Source organism: Pseudomonas pisciculturae (genome assembly GCF_015461805.1).
GTDB lineage: Bacteria > Pseudomonadota > Gammaproteobacteria > Pseudomonadales > Pseudomonadaceae > Aquipseudomonas > Aquipseudomonas pisciculturae.
Genome location: NZ_JACVZE010000005.1, coordinates 519,606 through 541,418 on the forward strand (window position 1 = coordinate 519,606; position 21,813 = coordinate 541,418).

Below are 21,813 nucleotides of genomic sequence, written 5' to 3' on the forward strand. Positions count from 1 at the left end.
TTGCCCATGCACATCATCAACGCCCGCCTGCGCAACCGTGAAGGCCTGCATGATCTGCACCTGGAACACGGCCGGATCGCCAGCATCACCGCACAGAAAACAGCACCTGTACTGACCGCCGACGACTTGGACGCAGCCGGTAACCTGGTGATCCCACCCTTCGTCGAACCCCATATCCATCTCGACGCCACCCTCACGGCCGGAGAGCCACGCTGGAACATGAGCGGCACCCTGTTCGAAGGCATCGAGTGCTGGGGCGAACGCAAGGCCACCATCACCCAGGCCGACACCAAGACCCGCGCCAAAAAAACCATCCAGGCCCTCGCCGCCCATGGCATCCAACATGTGCGCACCCATGTCGACGTCACCGACCCGGACCTCACCGCGCTCAAGGCCATGCTGGAAGTACGCCAGGAAAGCGCGCACCTGATCGACCTGCAAATCGTTGCATTCCCCCAGGAAGGCATCGAGTCCTACCGCAACGGCCGCGAACTGATGGAAGAAGCCATCCGCCTCGGCGCCGATGTGATTGGCGGCATTCCACACTTCGAATACACCCGAGACCAAGGCGTCAGCTCGGTGAAGTTCCTGATGGACCTCGCCGAACGCACCGGTTGCCTGGTGGACGTACACTGTGACGAAACCGACGATCCGCATTCACGCTTCCTCGAAGTGCTGGCCGAAGAAGCCCGCAGCCGCGACATGGGCGCCCGCGTCACTGCCAGCCACACCACGGCCATGGGCTCCTACGACAATGCTTACTGCGCCAAGCTGTTTCGTCTGCTGGGGCATTCCGGGATCAGCTTTGTCTCCTGCCCCACCGAGAGCATCCACCTGCAAGGCCGCTTCGATAACTTCCCGAAACGCCGTGGTGTAACCCGCGTCAACGAACTGCTGGAGGCCGGCATGAACGTGTGCTTTGGCCAGGACTCCATCGTCGATCCCTGGTACCCCTTGGGCAACGGCAACATCCTGCGGGTACTGGAAGCCGGCCTGCACATCTGCCACATGCTCGGTTACCGCAACCTGCAAAGCGCCCTCGACCTGGTCACCGACAACAGTGCCAAGGCCATGGCCTTGGGCGATCGTTACGGCCTGGAACCTGGGCGCCCGGCCAACCTGTTGATCCTCTCGGCAGACAGCGACTACGAGGTTATTCGCAGCCAGGGTCTGCCGCTTTACTCGATCCGCAACGGCAAGGTGCTGATGAAGCGTCAACCGGCGCAGGTAGAGTTCGTCTAAACGATCGAGTCGATATCCAAGGAATGCGCCCTCCCCCGTTCGCTATAAATGGAGGGAGGGACGCTGGCAAACTGGGACAACTCGCGGTTTTCACGGTGGCTGAACCAACGTTTCAGGCTCAGTTGCAGTTGGCTGGAATGGGCATGCGTGCCATACACATCGCGAGCTTCAAGGCGGCGCCAACGCAAGGTTTCGAGGCGCCCGCGGCTGGTCTGCAAGCGGTCGATTTCAGCGTTCAGCGGCTCATGGTGTTCATAGCCACGGTCATCGCTCGGCGAGCGGCGAGCAAGTTCCTGGCGCTTTTCTCGCAGTTGCTGACGCATGCTCGCCAATGCATGATCAAGCAGCTCAAACTCCCTCGGGGTCACCAACGGGCCATTGCTGTCCAAGGTCTGCTGCCAACGGCGCAGGGTTGCCCAGGCCGCCGGGATGTAGCTGGCGGTCATGAAGTGCTGGCTGGCCTGGAATAGCTGACTCAGCAGGTTGTCACGGTCTGGCATGTCGCCATGCAGTTGCAGCGCGCGATTGCAGCCTGCCTCTTCGATGGACTCACAACCTGGCTTCCATAGCACCGAAGACTGTGTGCCGTCCGGGAGCATAAGCGGCATGAAGTGTTGTTGTTCCCCATGGTGTTGATAAGGGTTGCCACCGAAGCGCACCAGCCCTGCGGCGAATAACAGCCCACCAGGCGCAGGGGCGCTGAACAGCGTGACGGCGCCGGGAACCCAGAGTTTGGCGGTGGTGTTCATCCACGGGGCCGGGACACTGGGGACGGGGTCGTTGTGGTTGACGATGCGGTGGTGCACCAGGTTTGCGGCGCCGGCGGTGAATTCGGAGTCGGCGGCTCGGGGGGCGCCGTAGGTGTAGAGGAGGATGTTGTAAGTGGTGTCTGAAGTTCGCCGCAGGCCTTCGGCCAGAAGCAAAGCGATTGCTCCTCCCAGGCTATGGCCGCAGATGAGTATCCGCTGGCCTGCAAAAAACTGGTCGAGGTACTGCTGCACGAAACCTCGCATCGCGCTGTAGGCCTGATAAAAACCTTCATGCGCCTTGCCGACACCTTCGGCGAAAGGCACCTGATGGGCGTTTGCATCCCGCAGCCCGTCGGCGGCGCTAGCGGTACCCCGCACAGCAATCAGGATGATCTCCTCATGATGAGTGACAAAAGCCTGGGTGTCGGTACCAAACTCAACATCATCGAAAAAGTGCAAGCTTGCTGGGTGCTCCTGGTTCTTCTCCAACTCTGGCTTGTTCTGCGAATACAACTCAGGATCGAAAGGCAAAATCTCGAAACGCTGGGAATACGGGACTTCCTCGTAGATAGGATAGAAACGCTGTTGCTGCTCCACATCTACCCGCCAGGCTTCCTGATAACCCGAAAGCTTCTCAGCGAATAAATGACCCACGCTTGGATCGAAGGGAAAGCGAACCTCATCTGTTGGTCTTTTGGGTGGCTCTTGCCCGAAGTCGCAGTAACTTAAGGTAGATATCAATGCCAATTGGTAGAGGTTTAATGCGCAGAAGCTATCTTCGGTGGAAAGCATTGGCCGAAAGGCTCGCAGTGGCCGAACCTCAAGAACGGTGTGCTGGTTGGGAAAAAGCACCACCCCGGACAAAGTTGGCTGGGGCGGGCTGAACCCCAGGTCGGCCATCATTTTTAGGGCGTGTCGCTGGGGGGGATGTGTACGTTGCGCAACCGGAGGTAAATGGGCAGTAAGGCGGACCAGATCGCGGACCTCAACCTGATAGAAGCGATTGGCTTTTTGCTTGGCCGGATTATTGTCAGCGCGCTGGCCATCAGCTTCAGCAAACCGACTCTGTTCAGCACGAACCTGGAGCTCGGTAATGGGAAGTGGGTATGTTTGGCGCTCAACAAGGCGGCTATAAGGTTTCTCGATTCCTGAATATATGTCATCAAAAACAAGAACTACCGGGCCGCAGTAAATAGCTTGAAGCTTGGCAAATCCGTCTTTATCCAGTCGACCTTTATGCTGCTGCCCTGCACTGTCGTGAACGGTATACGGCAATCCACCGTATACAGCGCCGATACCAAGCTCATCGACCAGACCAAAACTCACCCAATCGCCTCGCAACGCGCACGCTGGCTTACTGTCACTGAAAAAAGATTGCTTCCGTGCATCCAACTTCATGAAATTGCTCCTTGTCACTCACACGATGGATAGACATCACAGATACGGCCATCCGGCATTTTTATGGGCTTAAAATCGGTGCTATTGCCGCGGCAAAAAGCATCTATGTCTTCAAAACTATCGCCTTTACAACGCTTCCACCCACCCGGCACAGTCACCCAGTTATCGTTAAAATAGGGCTGTTCTTCATCAGTCAGCGCCAGCACCATCCGGAGTTTTTTCCCCGCCAGTTGATCTCTCTGCGCCACTCCTCCCGCAAGCCTCTGCTGCCCCGCTGCGTCCAACGAGCGACACCGCAAAATCTTCCTGATTGCATGCAGCGGACCTACCGTCCGGAACATCCAATGACACCGCCCAACCAACTTTTGAACACCCGACTCAGGCATACCGTTACCGTGACCCCAACGATCTCGAATACCAATAACCGCACGGTCTCCACCCATATCCCATTGGCGCTCCCCCCATTTCGCACGCACATCAAAATCCACACTGCTCAAAACCGTAGGGCAGCCTTCAATGACTTTCGACAGTGGCAAGTCAAAGCTCACCCGTTCAGCCTCCGGCTTGTATTGGGTGATTAAAATCTTGCGCTCCGGCCTCTTGCCCCGACGCGTCGGTAACGTGCAGGTTTCCCCGGTCGCCGGGCTGTAATTGGCGCCGGCTATAAACCGAAACTGCGCCGGCAGATCCACCTCCAACGTAACGTTATCAACCGGCCTCCCCGCACACCCCGCAAGCCCCACCATCAGCAGCACTATCAACCCGCCGACCCTTTGCCTACTCATCTTTCACCCTCGTCATTTCCCACTGTGCTACCACCCGCTCAAAGTGCTCCCTCGGAGCCTCCCCAGCCATCGGCGGCCATCGGATAACGCTGTTACGGGTAGCCTCTGCCAACCTGCGCACCACCAAAAACGCCAATTGCTCAGGGCTGCGCCACTGCCAGGCGCGGGCCTGTTCCAATACGTGGGCGAGCCAGGTCCTGGGGTTCTGGAACTCCACCAATGCCGCCAGGTCTTCGCTGTGTTCGGCCAGCAGATAGCGCAGGATATTGGCGTGCAGGATGGCGCCGGCGTTGGGGTTTGGCGTGTCTAGCCAAGGGGCCGGGTCGGGCACTGTGTACTCGCCGGGAGCGGGGTTTTCGTCGCAGCGCCAATGCTCATCGTGCCAATAACACACGCCAATTAATGGGCCGAGAAATGCTGGCCAATGGTCCGGGTTCAGATACGCCAGCGCTCGCGCCAAGGTGCGATTGTCGTGAAAACGGTACATCACCTGCTCGCCTTGCCCCCCCACCAACAGCCGGTCGCGCCAATGTCGAGTGACAGGCTCCAGGTCGTCGCTTGGCAAGCTGCCCAGCCACCCCCAGTTCGTCTCGGGCGCTTGCAGCAGGTTGAGCAACACGGGCTCACTTAATGACTCCAGCAGCAGGATGACCGGACCTGCCATCGCCAACTGCGCAACCCGAGTCTCGGCGTAGAGACTGCGATAGTGCTCCAGGCTTCGAGCCGCCAACATCGACTCACGTGCTTGGTTGTCGCCCTCAAGGATCAAGCACAGCCGGTGCCCAGCCTGTTGCTGTCGGGCCATCCATTGGCCTGGCATGTTCGGCATCACGCAGCCCTCCCCGGAAGATCGCATTGACCTTCGCGGCAACGTTCACACACCGGGCAGAAGTCTGCCCCCAGTTGACCCGCCAAGTGCATGATGGCGCCTTGTATCGCAGCGACCTTCGGCACATCCGCCACCATCAGGGAGCCCGCCAAGCGGATCGCAGCGGGTGAGCCGCCCAGGGTAATGGGCCGACTGCTGAAAATACCGCCGGCCTGGATCACCAGGTGCTCACCGCCCGCCTTGAGGCTCAGTTGCGCCCCCGCCTCGATCACCAGGCTCGCACCACAGCTGAGGTGCAGCTGTTGCCCGGCCTCGACGATCAGGGTCTTGCCAACATGCGTGCGGCTATCGCCTTGCACATCGAGATGATCGCTCGACTTGAGCACGATTTTACGATCGCCAGTGACCTGGTGATGCTCCTCGTTTTCCAGGTGAACGGTGCTCAAACCGTGGATAACTTCCTGTCGCTGCCCCGCCACTTCCAACCGACTGTCATGGCCCACCTGTTGCTCCAGGTCGCGCTGTGCTCGCAGGTAGATGAGTTCCTCGCCTCGGCGGTCTTCAAGATGCAGTTCATTGGCGCCTTCGCCACCTGGCGAACTGCGACTGCGCAACACACTGCGGGTCTTGTGCTGTGGCAACGGGTAGGTCGGCCTGTGCAGTGCGTTGGGCAGGCAGCCGTTGATCAACGGTTGGTCGGGGTCGCCTTCCAGGAAGGTCAACAGCACTTCCATGCCCACCCGAGGGGTCATGGTTACGCCATAGCCGTCACCGGCCCATCCGGATGCCACACGCACCCAACAACTGCTCGTATCATCCGCCCGGTCCAGACGGTCCCAGTGAAAGCGCACTTTCACCCGACCATATTCGTCGCAGTGCACCTCCTCATCAGCAGGCCCCGTTACGGTTGCGGTCTGGCTGCCAAGCAGAGTCGGCTTCGGGTGCTTGAGAGGCGGCCGGTGCACCGCTTGCCAAGGCGTCGCGGTGAAGCGATTGCGGTAGCCCTGGAATGCGTCAGTCGAAGGCGCCGCCTCCTCCAGCACCTGCGGCTGATACCCTTCATGGCGCACTGAGGTAATCAGCCATAAATCGTTGCAGGACGAATCGGGATGATCACGCAATTCAAGAAAATGCCCACTGCGCAAAACCGGCAGGTCGCTCTTGCCTAGCGCCCGAAAGCGATCACGTTGATGGCGCTCCAGCCCGCGATGTGCCAGGCGCATACCACGCGCACGGCCGGTAAAACCCGCGGGGTAGTGATAGTCCTCGAGGGTGGGTGCCTTCGTTGCACCGGCGGTGTCTTGCAGGCGCAATGAAGGGCGTTTGAAATCGCGGTCGCGGCGTACCGTTTTCTGGGCTCGGGTAGCCAGGCGCACATCAAATCGCTGGATAACCTGCGTCTCGGCTTGCGGCCCGCCGACAGGGCAATAGCGTTGCGCCGGCAAACGGCCGAATACCGTCTGATCATCGCCAAACACCAACATATGATTGTCTGGGCTGTGGCGAAAATGAAAGTGAATGCCCTCCTCTTCGCACAGCCGCTGGATAAAATGCAGGTCGCTCTCCGCGTACTGCACACAGAAGATACGCGGCGGGTACACCACGGGGCCGAGTTCAAACACATAGGCATCGGCCAGGATGCCGTGCTGTTCAAGTACCTGCGAGATGATCTGCGGCACGCTGCGCTGCTGGAAGATCCGCTGATCGCGCCGGTAGGCGAGAGAAGCCAGGCGTGGCGCAAGGGTCAGATGGTAGCGAGTCAACCGTCGGCCCGGATCATCGCGCCCGACGGAATGGACCTGACCATGCAAACCTTCGTTCGCTTCACCAAAGTCCAGATAAGCGGGCTGATGAAGCAGTGCCTCCAGATCAAGGGATGGGTTTTCACTGACCCACTGAACCTGGATAAAAAAGGGTTGATCAAGGGCTTCGCTGCCGTTGAATGCCAACACTTGAAAATCGTTATTTAGAGTAGGGAGAACCAATTTAAAACGTGACGATACAAACGCGCTATCCATCCGCTATTACCCGCCATCAATTATCACGCCGAAAACTTTCTCCCTTTGCACGCCGAATACACTGCCGAGAAAAAGCGCCTGAACGCCAACAAGCTTAGCGATTTCAGGCACAAATCGGCCGTCATAAAATAAAAAAGAAGTTTCGTACGAACTAGCTGGAAGTATCTTTTACAAAATATATAAACCAAGTCAAATTGCCACTTACCAGCGAATGAAATGCCCTACACAAACTTGCTATTTAAGTAACTAATAAAAAGAGAAACAGCTGACACTTGCTCAGGGCATCAGCGGTTCAATGGGGTCAGGTTTGCGGCCGCGCAGTCCCGAACAGACTAACGCTCAGCAGCGTCCCGGCTTGAGCGCGCAGACGCACCGGCGCAGTGCCACCTGGCATGACCACCGCAACGTCGCCCGCCTCAACCCAGCCAGCTCGCCACGCCGCGCAGGCCACGGCACTGGCGCTGGTACCGGATGACGCCGTGGGGCCTTCGCCTCGTTCAAACACCCGCGCTATCACGCGCTTGGCAGACTCTCGCGCAGCCCATTGGAGATTGACTCCAGCGGCGCAGGGCTGGCCGTTGCCCACGGGAGGCGCGAAGGCAATCGCCTTCAAGGGCTCGAACAGCGCCGGTTGCTGCATTTGCGGGTTATCTGGCAACGCCGACGCCTGCTCGACCAAGGTCACGCAATGGGGGTTTCCCACACGCACAAATTGGCTGCGCCACCACAGCGGGTTGATCGCCGCCAGCTCGCTGACGTGGCTGAGCCCGGATTCAACCCCTTGAGCCCCCACCGCCGTAGGCCCGAACTCGGGCATACCCAATGCGAGCCAAAAGCCCTCGGCCTGCTCGTAAACCGCCGGCTCAACCTGCGTGACCACGGGTGACAAGGCGTCCAATTTGTCGTGATGCACACGCAGCTCACAGGTCGCGGTCATCAGGCCTTGGTCAGTGAGCCCCTGGGCAAAGATGGTCAAGCCGTTACCACTGCGTTCGGCCAGGGTACCGTCGGTATTGACGATCAGCAGGTCAAAAGGCGGCTCGGCCTGGAACGGCCCCACCAGCAGACCATCGCAGCGGTGGGCCTTGGCATCGGGCGGGGGCGGCACTGAGCCCCAACCGCATTCGGCGGCGATGGCTGCCGGTGCCCACGACGCCCGATTACTTGCCGCCCGGGCTGCGCTCGACGGCACCTCGATGCCTTGGCCGCTCAGAGCCTCGGGGCTTACGACCCCATAGATATTGCCCCGCGCATCATAGAACCGGGTCATGTCACTACCTTCCAGAGAATTTTCATCCACCCAACTTATCCAGTTACCCACAGAGCTCGCCGGCAGCGTATTACAGATCAGCCCGTTGTGGGAGGCGGCTCGCACGCTGCGACCTGATGTGCAAGGATGTCGCGCCGGACATCGTTCACTGAACGCAAGACCAAGGATTTTTCATGACTGCCATCCCCACCTCCGCCCCCTTGGTTCCCGGGCGGCTGGAACAAATGTCGACCCGTATCGCATTTTTTATCGCCGGCTTCGGCATCGCCGCCTGGGCACCCTTGGTGCCTTACGCCAAAGCCCGCGCGCAACTCAACGAAGGCACGTTGGGCTTGCTGTTGTTGTGCCTGGGAGTGGGGTCGATCATCGCGATGCCCGTGGCGGGTGCACTGGCCTCGCGCTACGGCTGCCGTCGTGTGCTGACGGCCGGCACGATCATGATCTGTCTGGCCCTGCCGATGCTGGCCACGGTCAGCTCGATCCCGCTGCTGATGGTCGGGTTGTTTCTGTTTGGTGCTGGCCTGGGGACGGTGGATTCTACGGTCAACCTGCAAGCGGTGATCGTCGAGCGTGCCAGTGGCAAAACCATGATGTCGGGCTTTCATGGCTTGTTCAGCCTGGGGGGTATTGTCGGTGCGGCTGGGGTCGCCGGCTTGCTGGGGCTGGGTTTGTCACCACTGCAGGCGACTCTGGTGGTGATTGTCATCATGGTCGCAGCACTGCTCAAGGCAGGGCCGCACCTGTTGCCCTACGGCAGTGAAAGCTCAGGGCCAGCCTTTGCGGTGCCTCACGGCGTCGTGCTGTTTATTGGCTGCCTGTGTTTTATCGTGTTTCTGGCCGAGGGTGCGGTGCTGGATTGGAGCGCTGTGTTCCTCAGCGCCGAGCGTGGTTTGGACGAAGCCTATGCCGGCCTGGGTTATGCGGCGTTTGCCCTGACCATGACCGCCGGGCGCCTGACAGGTGATGTCATCGTACGGCGCCTGGGCGCCACCCGCGTGATCGTGATCGGCGGCGCGCTGGCTACCGCCGGGATGCTGCTCACCACGTTGCTGCCGGGTTGGGAAACCGCGCTGTTGGGCTATGCGCTGGTGGGTGCGGGCTGCTCGAATATCGTGCCGGTGTTGTATTCCGCTGTCGGCAAGCAAAAGGTCATGCCCGAACACATCGCAGTACCCGCCATCACAACCCTGGGGTATGCCGGCATCCTTGCAGGCCCGGCCATGATCGGTTTTATCGCCCACGGCAGCAGCCTGAACACAGCCTTTGTTCTGATCGCGTTGTTACTGGCGGGGGTCGCAATCAGCGGCAAAATTCTCAAGGTCTAGAAACCAGCCTCTCAATACCGGAGGCTATCGGGCTTTATACATTTTGTAGCGTTCGAGCCAGCGCTCCAGGCTTTTATTACTGAGCCACCCCTCATGGCTGGGTCGACCAAACAGCCGGGGGGTGTTGGCGCGCTCCAGTGACCGTAACAGCCCTGGCCTCTCGATGATGTTTTTGGCCGTGTACACGCAGTGTTCGCTGTACTTTTTTGTGGGCAAGCCGGTCGTTGGTTCCAGTCTGGGCTGCCCCAAGAGATCGGTGTCGTCGGGGTCGTTCATCACTGTTCTGAGCAGGGTGATTTCCACATACTCCAGAGCTTCGAAAAAGCCTCTCCGATCTTTGGTCGTGTCCCTTAGCTGTTTGAAATAGCCTTGCAATGCCAGGACGACCTTGGCGTTGCACTGCCCATGAAAAGGGTCCTGGCTGAAAGCGCTGGGAGAACTGTTGCCTCGTAATGCGGCCGCTGCGGCCCTAAGGCTATCGCGAGTGATGAACCCCTCGAAATCGATGATCGCGTCGTTCAACAGCGGGCGTTTGAGAATCTCCCTGACCACCAGGATAATGCGGTCCCGCACCTTAATCTCCCAATAGCTCTTGCGCTGCAATTGTGCGTAGAGATGACTGCGTCAAGCGTCCGTCCTTGAAAAATGAGTGCAGTTCACCGAAGTTCTTATCCAGCTCACTCGCTAATTGACTGTCTGTCGAGTGTTGGCCGGGCGGCGTGGTATTCGCGCGGATAACCGGCGCGATTTGTAAAGCCTGGTAGCGTAGCGACGACAAAGCACCTCGACCCAGAGCGCGCCGAGTGGGCGGCACCTCCCAATAGATGCGCTGGTCATCGCCAGGCTTGTGGACCATGGGCGTTGCGGCAATCGAGCGCTCATCTACCGCACCTATGACCACAGGTAGCCCAAGCGGTGTTACACCATTAATTGTCATACTTCATCTCCTGCCATTTGCGTATACCCGCGTACCTGGTAGCCACGAACACGTGGCCAACGTCTTCAAACAGACTCCAGCGAAGCGCGTCTTCGATATGTGGCGGGTCGAACGCAATAGTTCCGAGTGGCGGGCACGTAGCAATGACAGCATGTAAACGTTCACAGCACGCGGCCTGAGTCAGTCGGGGTGCAAACCTGCGCCCCTAATCCCTTTGCCCAGTGCACAGGCTCCGTAGGCCAAGGATCACCGACGCCAGCGAACCACGAATCGGGCGATTACCATCAACCGGGTCATGCCCGGGTGCAAGCATGCCGCGCGCAAAATCATCAGCGACTGGTGCCTGGAACCTGTGCCGTCCGGCAAAGTCTTTCATCCGCTGAACTTCGCAGGCATGGCGTACTGGGCCAGTCTCAAGTTCCCGGGTGGCCCCTGGTATTTCGCATTGGCCAGGCGTGTCTACGGGTTGCCGATACTCTGGCGGGCGAGTGTTTAGAAAAGACGTCGTCATAAAAACCCCAAAAGGGAAATCGCCCAGCATGCGGCGACTTCCCTGTTCAATGAATGACGCTGTGGCGCGGCTGTATCAATGAGCCATCTGGCGCAGCGTATCCTTGTGAATCCAACCGTCCTTGCCCCAATGATCACCACCGTCCGCCGCTGCCAGCGTATCGGAGCGCTTGAGGATCTCCTGTGCAATCCAGGCCAGGCGGCCATGAACCGGGTCGTCAGTAGGCCATTGGGCCATTCCGCGCAGCTTGTCGATGTTGATGTAGTCAGTGTTGTCAGGATCTCTCAATGCCCGGAAATGATTGAGCATCTCGCCAGCCAACTTATTGTCGTCCAGGTACTTCAGGGGGCTCTGACTGCCGAGGGTCATTTGGATTTTCTGGCGATCGATCAAGCCGTCCAGTGCACCCGTGGTGCTGTGCCGATCCATTGCGTTGACCAGTTCGGGGCGCTTCATCAACTCCCGGGCCAGGCGAATGTTTTGGTCCTGGGCCGCGTTACCCGTCAACGGCTTGTTGGCCATAGCCTCGATGCCTTGCGTGGTCACGTACTGAGGTTGCTTTGGGTCTTTGAAAGCATCGAAGCTATTGAGCAGCATTTTCGCCAAATCATCGTTGCTCTTGTTCGAAAACCAAGGGTCAGGCTTTCCATGACAAGGATCGGGTTTGCACGGCGTTGGGCGTACAGGCGGCCTGCTATTGCACGGGTCTGGCTTGCACGGCGTTGGACGCTCTGGCGGCCTGCTATTGCAGGGGTCCGGCTTGCACGGCGTCGGACGCTCTGGGGGCCTGCTATTGCACGGGTCTGGCTTGCACGGCGTTGGACGCTCCGGCGGCCTGCTATTGCAGGGATCTGGCTTGCACGGCGTTGGACGCTCCGGCGGGCAGGGTTTGGGTGGCCTCGGCGGTTTGGTGTAGCACGGCGGCGGCGGGCAAGGGTCCGGTTTTGGCGGGCGCTGCCCACCACACCAACCTTTCAGGTTCTTCTTGACGGTATCGAGGAGCCCCGATGACTGGGAATCCGACGCCGTTGATTGGCGGCTATTGCTCTGGAGCATGTTAGCGTCGGTGCGCGCCTTAGAGGTCGACTGTTGATCAGCAAACAACTTGCCGGGCTTGTTATCGCCTGCATTAAAGCTGACTTTGTCAGCCGTTTGCCCACTGGCGAACGCGTCTTTGTTTTTGAGTTCAGGTTTAGGCGGCGGAGCGTACGGGGGTGAGTTGGAAACAGGTTTTTCGAGGGCTGATACAGACATTTGAATCTCCAGTCCGGCTTTATCACAGGGTTCACCTGGCTATCCAATGCCGTTCCAAGCGCATGAATACAGGCAACATCTGTGTGGTTTCCCCACCCGATTCAGTTCCTGAAAGATGCTCCAAATAGCCGAGCACCGAGTAGGAGGCTGGATCATCGAGCAAAAAAAATCGCAGCATTGCGCTGCGATTTTTCCGTTTCTGGTGCAGGTCAGAACCCGACACTGGCCTGTACGAAGAACGTCCGTGGCTCACCCAGGTACAACCCGGAGTTGTTGTCACTGGAGCGGGTGTAGTGCTGCTGGTCAAAGACGTTTTTTACACCCACGCCCAGTTTCAGGTTGGACAGTTGCTCGCCAAAGTCATAACCGCTGCGCACGTTGACCGAGACATAACCGGGAATATCACCGTATCGGCCGTCTGCGGTGCCTTCAGTGATGTAGGTGGTACCGGTGCCTGGCGCACGCTGGCCCGACTGGGCGTAGACGTCGAGGTTATGGGTCCAGTGGTTGACGTCGTAGCGCAAGCCCAGGGTGGCCACTTCACGGGAATACAGCGGCAGGTCACGGCCTTTGAATGGCACGTCACCCTCGGAGGTGGCCTTGGTATAGGTGAAGCCGGCGTTGGCGGTCAGACCGTCGAGGCGTGGGTCCAGGTTCGACAGGTCGTAGTGGGCCGAAGCTTCGATCCCCGTGTGCTTGGTGGCGCCAAGGTTGGTCCAGCCCACCGCGTTGCTGACGTATTGCAGCTCATCCGCGAAGTCGATGTAGAAGAACGTCAATTCGCCGCCCCACACGTTGTCGCTGTAGCGCGTGCCTAGTTCGTAGGTTTTGGCTTTTTCCGGGGTCAGGCCATTGGCAGTCTGGTCGCCCGTGCCGCCCTGGGCCAGCTGGAAGTACTGCAGGCTGCCAAACGAGGTCTCGTAGTTGGCAAACAGTTTCCAGGCATCGGAGAGGTGATACATCACGCTCAAGGCCGGCAGCGGTTCGTTGTTGTGGACCTCGCGGCGTTTTTCGGTGGTGCGGGCGCCCGTCTGGGAGATGACTGGGCGGTCGTGCCATTCGGTGCGGATATCTTCAAAGCGGATGCCTGGGGTGATCGTCCACTTGCCGATATCGATCTTGTTGTCGATGTAGAACGCGTTGGCCTCGGTGCCGCCGGTGCGGTCCTGATAGACATGGCCGTCGTTGAGGCCGTCCGGGGTCGGTATGTTATTGATCAACCCCAGCATAGTGGCCTGCTCGTGCATGCCTTCCTTGAGGTAGCGATAGCCGACGCTGACTTCCTGCGTGCTGGGGCCTATGTCAAACACATGGGACACCCGCGGCTCAATGCCGAAGGTGTAGTAGGTGCGCGGGTACGAGCCGATAGTCAGCAGATCACGGTTGGCGATGTTGCTGCCCCGGAAGCTGTCGGAATAGTAGGTCAGCACTTCGGCCTGGGTGCGATCGTCGATCTGGCGGATGTACTTGAAGGACACATCCTTGCGGCGGCCGCTGAAATTGTCCCAGTCACGCACCGACTGATACGGGTTGGCGTCGAACTGCTTCTGGGTCAGGCCCCCGGGCATGTCGGCGCTGGCGTCGTAGTAGTGGAAGTTGAGCGAGAAGTCGTCTTGATCGGTCGGCGCCCAGTGGGTCTTGAGGATCACGTCGTCTATATCGTTGGAATTGTTGCTGTTGCGATAGCCGTTGCCATTGACCCCGGAATACAGCAACGCGACGCCAATGCCGTTGTCGGCGGTACCCCCGATAAACGCGTTATCGACGTGCTTCCAGCCACCGTGGGCAGAGGTTTGCAGGGTGGTGCCGACTTCGCCGGAAAATTTCTCGGGAATCGCACGGGTGACGAAGTTGATCACGCCGCCGACGTTTTGCGGCCCGTAGCGCACGGAGCCGGCGCCACGGACAACGTCGATGCTCTCCAGGTTGCCCGCGGAAATCGGTGCCATCGACAGTTGCGGCTGGCCGTAGGGCGCGAACGCGGCCGGCACGCCGTCGATGAGCACGGTGGAGCGTGGCGACAGGCGCGATGTCAGGCCACGTACGCCCACATTAAGGGAAATATCGCTGCCGCCGGTGCCGTTGGATTCTTGCACCTGCACACCCGGCACACGGCGCAGCACGTCGCCGACATTTATCGCGCCCTGCTCCACCATGGCTTCGCGACGGATCACCGTACGGGCGCCAGGGTGGTTCTGCACCACTTCGGCATTGGCATCGCCGAGCCAGTCGCCGACCACCTTGATGTCGGTGGCGCCGAGTTCCAGGGGCGCACCCGCTTCACCGCTGCCGCTACTCAGCGGGCGCAGGGTCACGTTGCCCGCGTCGATCTGGTAATCCAGGCCGCTGCCTTGCAGCAATTGGCGCAGGGCTTGTTCTGCAGAGAGGTTGCCGTCGACAGCAGGTGCTTGCTTGCCGGCGACCAGGTCGGGGCTGAAGAACACTTGCAGCGCGGTCTGCTGGCCCAGTTGGCTCAGCGCCGCACCCAGGGGCTGGGACTTGATATGGATGGCGTCGCCAGCGTAGGCCGCAGGCATGGCGGCACTGACGGCAAGTGCCAGGGCCAGTGGCGCCCAGCGGGAGATTTTATTGTTGTTAAGGGTGAGTTTTTTCACGTCGAACCTTGTCCTGTGATCGCAAGTGCATGCGGCCGTTAATGCAAACCAGTTGCAGTTGCAGGAGAAGACGAAGAACTCGAAAAAAACCTGAATGTCAGCGCGAAATAATTTCCTGGCTGCCGTCCGGCAAGGTGCGCAAGGCCACTGGCAGGATGTGCGGCAAGGCTTTGAGCAAGGCATCGGTGTCGTTGGCCTTGAACACACTGGTCAAGCGCAGGTTACTGACAGCCGCCGTGCTGACCCGCAGCGGATGCTCGCGATAACGCGAGACTTCCCGCGCGACTTCCCCCAGCAAGGCGTTGTTGAACACCAGTTTGCCGGTGCGCCAGGCGGTCAGTTCTTCGGTATTCACCGCGTAGGACGCCGCCACCTGGCCCTGGCTGTCCACATGGGTGCCCAGGCCCGCCGTCAGTGTCACGATTTTCTCCGGCGACTGCCCTTGCACCTTCACAGTGCCGGCCTCGACCACCACGCGGGTCAGGTCATCATCGCGGCGCACATCAAAGCGCGTGCCGGTGACCGTCACCTGCCCTGCTCCGGCGGCGACCACAAACGGGCGGCTGGTATCATGTTCGACGCTGAACATCGCTTCGCCCTGCTTGAGTTCTACGCCTCGACGGCCGTTTTCATAACGCACCACCACCACGCTACGGCTGTTGAGGTCCATCACCGAGCCATCGGGCAATGCCACCTGGCGATGCTCGCCCAGACGCGTGCTGAATTCGGCACTGTAAGGCTTGGGATGATTGAGGCCACTGAACAGGCCCAGCGTCAGGGCGACCGCCACCACACTGGCAGCCATGGCGTAGCGCAGCACGACACGTCGTTTTGGATGCTCGGCCGGGGCCTCGCACAGTGCCTGCAAGCGAGCTTTCGGCAGTAAGTCCGTGGCGCTCCACACCCCTTGCAGCACATCGAATTCGTATTGATGTTGGGGCTGTTCATGACGCCACGCATCGAACTGCTGGCGCTCGGCGGCACTCATTTCGGTGTCTTGCAGGCGTGCAAACCAATGCGCGGCTTCGTCGCGTACACGGCTATCCATCATGGAAGGTCCTGTTTCAAAGCGGGCATGGTTCATGGGGCCATCGCGTCCAGGCGGTCGCGCAGATGCCGCAGGGTGCGGATCATATACTTTTCCACCATGTTCTTGGACAAACCAAGGCGCTCGGCGATTTCCTGTTGGGTCAGGCCCTCGATCTTTTGCCAGATGAAAATCTTGCGGCAGTTAAGCGGCAGTTCGGCCAGGGCTTGCTCGATGGAGTGCGCCAATTGGATCGCGTGCATGAAATGCTCCGGGTCGCCGCTGGGAGGCGCGTGTTCCAAGGCTTCCCGCTCGATAGCCTCGCGCCGGTCTTCGCGGCGGTAGGCGTCCACGGCAATATTGCGTGCGGTCTGATGCAGGTAGGCACGCGGTTGTTCAACTCGTTCAGACTTGGCCTCCAGCACTCGCAAAAAAGTGTCGTGGGCCAAATCTTCGGCCTGCTGACGGTTTTTCAGGCGACGCGTCCAGGTGCGGATCAACTCTTCGTAGTGCTCGAAAAAGCCTGTTCTGCGGGGCGGCTGAGGGATCATCGCGGGAGCACTGGGGAGGCGGGGCGTGAATAGTAATGCTTCCTATTAAACGGGGCAATTGCTACCGGTCGGGCCTGTCATTGAGCCGCTTGCTTGAGGCGGCTGAGTTTCTCGCGGCTGCCACACACGCTCATCTGGCACCATTTGCGCTGCTTGTTCTTAGAGATATCCAGGAACACCCAATCGCAATCCGTGCAGCTGCAACTGCGCAATGCCTGCAAGTCGGCGACAACCAGCAGCTGCGTGGCTTCGATGGCCAGGCGCCCCAACAGCATCGCGGTCAACTCTTGGGCGTTTGCGCATGCCTTCCAGTCCCACGTCGGCGCCCCGTCAATTGAGCGCAGTACACGCCAACTGACACCTTGTTGAAACATCAGATTGATCTGCTGCAAAGCCTCATCGGCAGCCGACTGGCGCAACGACAAAGTGTAGAACACGCCGTACACGCATTCCCTGAACGCGATAACCGCATCCAGGTCAGGCTGGTAGGAAATAGGCGACTCGAACACCATCGACTTATAGGCCTCAAACTCTTGAGCCGAGACCAATGAAGCATGCAGCGCCCATTCAAAGAAGAACTGAAAACTGGTGAGCCGCTCTTCAACGATTTTGAGCGCCGTGCCAGGACGGCGCCCATTGGTGGTGTTGATAAAGTCCAATACCCGAGCCCCGCCAACCAAGCGAATCGACCTTGCAGTGCCCGTAAAGTGCGTCATGCGTGCTCCAAAAAAACGTGATACCCGTGCGATGGCGCAGGGTAACTTGTTTTTTGGAGTTACAAATACCGCCAGCCCTCACGCAAAGACCAACGGCTAAGCATGATCATCGCTGCGTGCAATCCAATCCAGGATAGCGACCACCGACTGTTCAACTGAAAGCGTCTGGGTATTTAGATGCACTTCGGGAAAAACCGGCACGTCGTAATGGGAGTCGATAGCGGTGAAGTTTTTGATCAAGCCTGACCGGGCCTTTTTATATAAGCCCTTGGGGTCGCGTTGTTCGGCGGTTTCCAACGGTGCATCGACGTGTACTTCAATAAAAGACGCGTTGCCGATAATCGAGCGCGCGTAATGCCGGCTGGCCGATGAAGGTGAGATCAACGCCACGATCACGATCAACCCCGTGTCCAGCATCAACCGCGCCACTTCGGCCACCCGGCGGATATTTTCATCACGATCACCGTCGGTAAAACCCAAGTCTCGACACAGACCACCGCGTACCGAGTCGCCATCGATGATGCAGGTGAACCGCCCTTGCTTCTGCAGGGCAATGTCCAGTGCATCGGCAATCGTCGACTTGCCGGAAGCAGAAATACCGGTCATCCAGATGACCCTGGGTGTTTGCTTCATTCGCGTGTGTGCTGCACTTGGGTGGCTGAACGCAAAGGTGTGCAGGTTCTGGTTTGCACTGTCTGGAAAATAACTCATGGCCGCTCACCCTGCGCTGCTGAATCCGGCTGTTTGCCCAACATGAACACCATCACGCACTGCACGAGCAGCAGCAGCGCAACCACCCCATACACCGTCGAAAACGAGCCCGTCAGGTCCTTGGAATACCCACCCAGAAAGTTGCCGCACACGCCGCCCAAGCCGATCAACACATTGGCAATGCCAAAGGCCTGGGTCAGGCGATTGACCGGTACGATTTGCCCGATGTAGCTGGGGACGAGCCCGAAGATCGGGTAAAACGCCAGCGCAAACAAAAACGCCGCCAGGTAGAACAACGGCAGGCTGTTGACGCTGTAAACCAGCGTGGCCGCCAAGCCTGCGCTAAAAAAACACATCGCCAGTGATGCCCGCACACCGACCTTGTCGGCGATCCATCCCACCAGAAAACCCGAGGCCATGCCCACGGCGCCTAGGGTGGTCCAGATGAAACCGGCGTCCTGCACCGACACACCCAACTCATCTCGCAGAAACGGCGCGAGGTAAGTCTGGAACGGCAGCAACGCCATGCCATTGAGAAAGGCGATGGCCCAGGTCAAGTACAGCGAACGACTCAGCCAGGGGGCAGCACTGTTGATCGTCGCCGAACGCTCACCGGAAAACCCGCTAACCGGCCCCGCCGCCATGGTGCGCAGCAGAAACCAGGCGACCCCACACAGGGCCAGCGATATCAGCCCCGCCGTCAGCCAGATAGAACGCCAACCGCCGTTCAACGTCAGGAACGACACCAGCAAGCCATTGATAAATACACCGTAGCTGGTGCCACTGGAAATCAGCCCCATGACCCGTGAGCGATTGCCCGGGCTGAAGCCCTTGGTGACGATCTCTGCCAGCGGGATATACACCGACGCCGAGCAACCACCGAGCAAAATCAACAGCGCGCCGGACACCCAGATGCTGTCGCTCAGACTCAACCCCAGCAGTGCCAGCGACGTCATCAGCGTAGACACCAGGCTGATCTTCCAGCCCTCGAAGAAGCGGCTGATATAACTGGTCACCGATGAAAACAACAAAAAGCCGATCTGCGCGCCGCCGGTAATCAGGCCCACCGTGGTGTAGTCGAAGCCGATGTCGCGACGCATGTCCACCACCAGGTTGGCGAACAGGTAAACCCCAAAACCATAGGTGCTGGCCACAAAACCCGTCAACACCACCGCCAGCACAACGCTGTCCAAGGTGCGCGGGCTGCTCTGTACAAGTGTGCTCATGCTGCCCCCCTTAAACGGCGCGCGCGGTGTGGATGACAAAGTCGCACTGCATCATGTCGTAGTCACGTTCAAAGTCGCCGTAACTCTCATGTACTGAAAACCCGGACGCGAGCACTTCTGTGGCCAGCTCCCCCGGCAACAGCGGGTAGACCTTGAGCCGGTACTGTTCGGCGTCGTTGAAGGTGTAGATGAACTCGCACAGGTGGGGGTCTACCTCGCCCAACGTGACCGACGCGTTGGTGCCGCAGTAATAGTAATTGCCGCTGGCCTTGAAGTTGCCCGCGCGAATGGCCAGGAAGTTACGTTGATCGACAATCAGCAAGCCCCCCGGTTTGAGCAGGGCCCTGAACTTTTCCAGCACGCTCAGGCGGTCGCACGCGGTAAACACATGGCACAACGAACTGCCCAGGCACACCAGCGCATCGAACTGCCCCAGGTCCTGAGGGTCAAGGGACAGCCAGTCGCGGTAATGAGACTGGATATCCAGGCCGCGCTCCCGAAAGTTCGCTCGGGCCTTGGTCAGCATGGTGCTGCTGCCGTCCGTGGCTACCACATCAAACCCCGCCCGTTTGAGTTGCACTGCATGAAAACCGCTGCCCGTCGACACATCGATCACCGATTGCACGCCGTGGGCGCGCAGCAGTTTTTCAAAAAAACCGCCCTCCCCGGCCTGACGCTTTTCCCAGTCGATCAACTCGTCCCAGCGCTCGACAAAATCCGCTGAATACTGCGCCGCGTAACTGGCGACTTCGTGGTGCTTTTGCCTTGACGTTTGATTCATCACACACCTACCAGGTTGAATTCTTGAAAGACAGGTACTTGCTCGCCAACTCACGGGCAAAATCGGCGGACTGCTCGATCGACATGATGTTCTTGGAGTAGCCCAGCATCGTGTGCATGACGGCCATGCACTGAGGGTTGAACGTGACGGAGCCATCGCAATGGATCTCGTCGATGCCATCCTGGGTCTGGCAAATGGTGTTGATGCGCACCGCTTCGTCCAGTGGGCAGGCATCCGAGCACTGCACTTCGATCTGCCCATCGTGCAGCCACACGGGATACCCGCCCGGCAGCCCCAGCGGGCCCGGCGCATGCACCAGCACCTGCGTGGGTGAAAACAGCCCTTCGATCACCGTGACCGCGGAGCAGGCGGTGAGGAACTGCCCATCGACACCGCCCAGGCGTCGGAACTCAGACTTCACAGTGGAGAAAATCGCTTCTGCCGGCAGGCGCGCCACCTCGGGTCGGTTACGCACTTCATATAACAAGCGATAGCTGGCATGGGGCGGCAAACCGCCACGCGGCACGTAATGGCTGAAATAGTGCTGGGCATACAGGCGCACCTGCACATCAGAGGCTTCGCACTCCAACAGCCGGGCGATGGAAAACCGCACCGCCGGGATCAGGTTGGCCACGTTGCCCACGCCGATATCCGGGGCCAGCCCGACCCTGGCCAGGATCGGGTTGACCGCATCGGGGAAGGCCGCATTGACGGTCTTGGCGTTGATCCCCGAAGCCTTCACCGCTTGCATCAGGCAATGCATCAGCGTCAGGTGCATGGGCAACCACGGGCCGAACTGGGCCTGGTCAAGCTGCTCAAAGGTCATCTTGGGCAACCCGGTGATCACCCGCCACGACTGCAACGACGCGCAATTGACCAGGATGTGCGGCGCCTCTTCGCGCAGCAGCCGCGTGACTTTACCGATGTCCATGAGGTCGGCTATCACCGGTTTGATCGCGATGTATTGCCCCAACTGCGCACACGACAGTGCCACCAGGTTGCACAGGCGCAGGGTTGACTCTTCATTGCGGCCCAGCACCACAAACTCGAATTCATTCTTGGGCCCAAGAATCTTGAGAATCTGCAGGCACAGGTTGCCCGCACCCACCAACAGCAGTTTTTTCTTGCCCAGGACCTGGCTCATCGTGGGTAGGCTCCGTTGTCCACCGGAATGACCCTGCCGGTGATGTGGCGCATGGCATCGCCGACCAGCAGCAGGATCACCTCGGCCACACCGCTGGGCTGAATCGGGTTTTTGAGGACTTCCTGGCGCGCGTACTCATCACGGCGGTAGGTAGGGATGGTGTCGTAGATGGCGGTGTCATGGATCAATGCCGGGGACACGGCGTTTACCCGCACAAACGGCGCGAAGTTCCAGGCGTTGGCTTTGGTGAGGCCGATCACCGCCGCCTTGGTCGCGCCATACAGCGCGTCACAGCTGCCCACCTCGCCGGCCACCGAGGCGATGTTGACGATGCTGCGCGGGGCCTCGTGTGCCATTTCGCGCTCAGCGAAGTCTTTGGAGAGATAGACCAGCGCCTTGAGGTTCACATTGAGGATTTCATCCACTTCATCTTCGGAATAGGCATACACGCTTTTGCCGTGGTAAATCCCGGCGTTATTGACCAACCCATAAATGGTCGCGTGGCGCTCATACAAACCCGGTATGAAACCCTTGATGACCGCAGGGTCCGAAAAGTCGGCGACATGGGTTTCCAACTGGTGCGCGCTGTATCGGTTTTGCAGTACTTTCAAGCCTTCAACATCCTTGTCAGCAGCAATAACGAAGTAGCCATCTTCAATGGCTTTTTCCAACGTGGCCCGACCAATTCCGTTGGCGGCACCCGTAACAATCAACTTTTTCATGC

The 21,813-nt window shown here is 59.3% G+C and carries 19 protein-coding genes; 2 read left to right on the forward strand and 17 right to left on the reverse strand.

What is annotated here, in order from left to right; genetic code table 11:
* Positions 1 to 6 precede the first annotated feature (6 nt).
* On the forward strand, positions 7 to 1,242 hold the full coding sequence (gene codA, locus ICY20_RS16845) for a cytosine deaminase (protein WP_194938043.1): 1,236 nt from the start codon (positions 7 to 9) through the stop codon (positions 1,240 to 1,242).
* Here the strand turns inward: codA and ICY20_RS16850 are convergent.
* From ICY20_RS16850 to ICY20_RS16870, 5 genes are all read right to left on the reverse strand, one after another.
* Entirely contained in the window at positions 1,239 to 3,389 is a 2,151-nt protein-coding gene (locus tag ICY20_RS16850) for a lipase family protein (RefSeq protein ID WP_194938044.1), read from the reverse strand. The genes codA and ICY20_RS16850 overlap by 4 nt on opposite strands.
* A gap of 14 nt (positions 3,390 to 3,403) precedes the next feature.
* Entirely contained in the window at positions 3,404 to 4,174 is a 771-nt protein-coding gene (locus tag ICY20_RS16855; RefSeq protein WP_194938045.1) for a hypothetical protein, read from the reverse strand.
* On the reverse strand, positions 4,167 to 5,003 hold the full coding sequence (locus tag ICY20_RS16860) for a DUF4123 domain-containing protein (RefSeq protein ID WP_194938046.1): 837 nt from the start codon (positions 5,001 to 5,003) through the stop codon (positions 4,167 to 4,169). Before ICY20_RS16860 ends, ICY20_RS16855 begins: the two co-directional genes overlap by 8 nt.
* Positions 5,003 to 7,021: a type VI secretion system tip protein TssI/VgrG gene (gene tssI, locus ICY20_RS16865; protein WP_194938047.1), complete on the reverse strand. Its 2,019-nt coding sequence runs from the start codon at positions 7,019 to 7,021 to the stop codon at positions 5,003 to 5,005. Before tssI ends, ICY20_RS16860 begins: the two co-directional genes overlap by 1 nt.
* A gap of 301 nt (positions 7,022 to 7,322) precedes the next feature.
* Complete coding sequence (locus ICY20_RS16870; RefSeq protein WP_159961559.1) at positions 7,323 to 8,291, reverse strand: diaminopimelate epimerase; 969 nt, start codon at positions 8,289 to 8,291, stop codon at positions 7,323 to 7,325.
* Between the two features lie 173 nt (positions 8,292 to 8,464).
* Here ICY20_RS16870 and ICY20_RS16875 point away from each other — a divergent pair, with 173 nt between their 5' ends.
* Positions 8,465 to 9,616, forward strand: coding sequence for an MFS transporter (locus tag ICY20_RS16875; protein ID WP_194938048.1), 1,152 nt, complete (start codon positions 8,465 to 8,467; stop codon positions 9,614 to 9,616).
* A gap of 24 nt (positions 9,617 to 9,640) precedes the next feature.
* On the opposite strand, the gene ICY20_RS16880 is transcribed toward ICY20_RS16875, so the two are convergent.
* The 12 genes from ICY20_RS16880 to ICY20_RS16935 all read right to left on the reverse strand — a co-directional run bounded on the left by ICY20_RS16880 (position 9,641) and on the right by ICY20_RS16935 (position 21,811).
* Positions 9,641 to 10,189, reverse strand: a complete 549-nt coding sequence (locus ICY20_RS16880) for a type III secretion effector protein (RefSeq protein WP_159961565.1) — start codon at positions 10,187 to 10,189, stop codon at positions 9,641 to 9,643.
* Position 10,190: 1 nt separating this feature from the next.
* A complete protein-coding gene (locus tag ICY20_RS16885) occupies positions 10,191 to 10,553 on the reverse strand; it encodes a hypothetical protein (protein WP_159961568.1) in 363 nt (120 codons plus the stop codon).
* A gap of 586 nt (positions 10,554 to 11,139) precedes the next feature.
* The gene (locus tag ICY20_RS16890; RefSeq protein ID WP_159961571.1) at positions 11,140 to 11,661 is read right to left on the reverse strand and encodes a hypothetical protein; all 522 of its coding nucleotides are present in this window, start codon (positions 11,659 to 11,661) and stop codon (positions 11,140 to 11,142) included.
* A gap of 866 nt (positions 11,662 to 12,527) precedes the next feature.
* The gene (locus tag ICY20_RS16895; protein WP_194938049.1) at positions 12,528 to 14,933 is read right to left on the reverse strand and encodes a TonB-dependent siderophore receptor; all 2,406 of its coding nucleotides are present in this window, start codon (positions 14,931 to 14,933) and stop codon (positions 12,528 to 12,530) included.
* 97 nt (positions 14,934 to 15,030) lie between these two features.
* On the reverse strand, positions 15,031 to 15,984 hold the full coding sequence (locus ICY20_RS16900; RefSeq protein WP_159961575.1) for a FecR family protein: 954 nt from the start codon (positions 15,982 to 15,984) through the stop codon (positions 15,031 to 15,033).
* Positions 15,985 to 16,013: 29 nt separating this feature from the next.
* Positions 16,014 to 16,511 carry a sigma-70 family RNA polymerase sigma factor gene (locus ICY20_RS16905; RefSeq protein WP_194938050.1) on the reverse strand — a complete coding sequence of 166 codons (498 nt, stop codon included), beginning with the start codon at positions 16,509 to 16,511 and terminating at the stop codon, positions 16,014 to 16,016.
* 77 nt (positions 16,512 to 16,588) lie between these two features.
* Entirely contained in the window at positions 16,589 to 17,227 is a 639-nt protein-coding gene (locus ICY20_RS16910; protein ID WP_159961580.1) for a CGNR zinc finger domain-containing protein, read from the reverse strand.
* A 96-nt stretch (positions 17,228 to 17,323) separates the two neighbouring features.
* Positions 17,324 to 17,938, reverse strand: coding sequence for an adenylyl-sulfate kinase (gene cysC / locus ICY20_RS16915; protein ID WP_194938051.1), 615 nt, complete (start codon positions 17,936 to 17,938; stop codon positions 17,324 to 17,326).
* Positions 17,935 to 19,164, reverse strand: a complete 1,230-nt coding sequence (locus tag ICY20_RS16920; RefSeq protein WP_159961585.1) for an MFS transporter — start codon at positions 19,162 to 19,164, stop codon at positions 17,935 to 17,937. The genes cysC and ICY20_RS16920 overlap by 4 nt, the downstream gene beginning before the upstream one ends.
* A gap of 10 nt (positions 19,165 to 19,174) precedes the next feature.
* Positions 19,175 to 19,945 (reverse strand): class I SAM-dependent methyltransferase, encoded by a 771-nt coding sequence (locus ICY20_RS16925; RefSeq protein ID WP_159961588.1) that lies wholly within the window; start codon positions 19,943 to 19,945, stop codon positions 19,175 to 19,177.
* A gap of 7 nt (positions 19,946 to 19,952) precedes the next feature.
* Positions 19,953 to 21,089, reverse strand: a complete 1,137-nt coding sequence (locus ICY20_RS16930; protein WP_194938052.1) for a Rossmann-fold NAD(P)-binding domain-containing protein — start codon at positions 21,087 to 21,089, stop codon at positions 19,953 to 19,955.
* On the reverse strand, positions 21,086 to 21,811 hold the full coding sequence (locus ICY20_RS16935) for an SDR family NAD(P)-dependent oxidoreductase (RefSeq protein ID WP_159961594.1): 726 nt from the start codon (positions 21,809 to 21,811) through the stop codon (positions 21,086 to 21,088). The genes ICY20_RS16930 and ICY20_RS16935 overlap by 4 nt, the downstream gene beginning before the upstream one ends.
* Positions 21,812 to 21,813 lie beyond the last annotated feature (2 nt).

Excerpts from the sequence above, each read along its gene's own strand:
- ICY20_RS16860 (WP_194938046.1), bottom strand. The coding sequence starts at position 5,003 with ATGCCGAACATGCCAGGCCAATGGATGGCCCGACAGCAACAGGCTGGG.
- ICY20_RS16920 (WP_159961585.1), bottom strand. The coding sequence starts at position 19,164 with ATGAGCACACTTGTACAGAGCAGCCCGCGCACCTTGGACAGCGTTGTG.
- ICY20_RS16935 (WP_159961594.1), bottom strand. The coding sequence starts at position 21,811 with ATGAAAAAGTTGATTGTTACGGGTGCCGCCAACGGAATTGGTCGGGCC.
- ICY20_RS16870 (WP_159961559.1), bottom strand. The coding sequence starts at position 8,291 with ATGACCCGGTTCTATGATGCGCGGGGCAATATCTATGGGGTCGTAAGC.
- codA (WP_194938043.1), top strand. The coding sequence starts at position 7 with ATGCACATCATCAACGCCCGCCTGCGCAACCGTGAAGGCCTGCATGAT.
- ICY20_RS16890 (WP_159961571.1), bottom strand. The coding sequence starts at position 11,661 with ATGCTGCTCAATAGCTTCGATGCTTTCAAAGACCCAAAGCAACCTCAG.
- ICY20_RS16910 (WP_159961580.1), bottom strand. The coding sequence starts at position 17,227 with ATGACGCACTTTACGGGCACTGCAAGGTCGATTCGCTTGGTTGGCGGG.
- ICY20_RS16925 (WP_159961588.1), bottom strand. The coding sequence starts at position 19,945 with ATGAATCAAACGTCAAGGCAAAAGCACCACGAAGTCGCCAGTTACGCG.
- ICY20_RS16855 (WP_194938045.1), bottom strand. The coding sequence starts at position 4,174 with ATGAGTAGGCAAAGGGTCGGCGGGTTGATAGTGCTGCTGATGGTGGGG.
- ICY20_RS16875 (WP_194938048.1), top strand. The coding sequence starts at position 8,465 with ATGACTGCCATCCCCACCTCCGCCCCCTTGGTTCCCGGGCGGCTGGAA.
- ICY20_RS16900 (WP_159961575.1), bottom strand. The coding sequence starts at position 15,984 with ATGATGGATAGCCGTGTACGCGACGAAGCCGCGCATTGGTTTGCACGC.
- ICY20_RS16850 (WP_194938044.1), bottom strand. The coding sequence starts at position 3,389 with ATGAAGTTGGATGCACGGAAGCAATCTTTTTTCAGTGACAGTAAGCCA.
- ICY20_RS16885 (WP_159961568.1), bottom strand. The coding sequence starts at position 10,553 with ATGACAATTAATGGTGTAACACCGCTTGGGCTACCTGTGGTCATAGGT.
- tssI (WP_194938047.1), bottom strand. The coding sequence starts at position 7,021 with ATGGATAGCGCGTTTGTATCGTCACGTTTTAAATTGGTTCTCCCTACT.
- ICY20_RS16905 (WP_194938050.1), bottom strand. The coding sequence starts at position 16,511 with ATGATCCCTCAGCCGCCCCGCAGAACAGGCTTTTTCGAGCACTACGAA.
- ICY20_RS16930 (WP_194938052.1), bottom strand. The coding sequence starts at position 21,089 with ATGAGCCAGGTCCTGGGCAAGAAAAAACTGCTGTTGGTGGGTGCGGGC.
- cysC (WP_194938051.1), bottom strand. The coding sequence starts at position 17,938 with ATGAGTTATTTTCCAGACAGTGCAAACCAGAACCTGCACACCTTTGCG.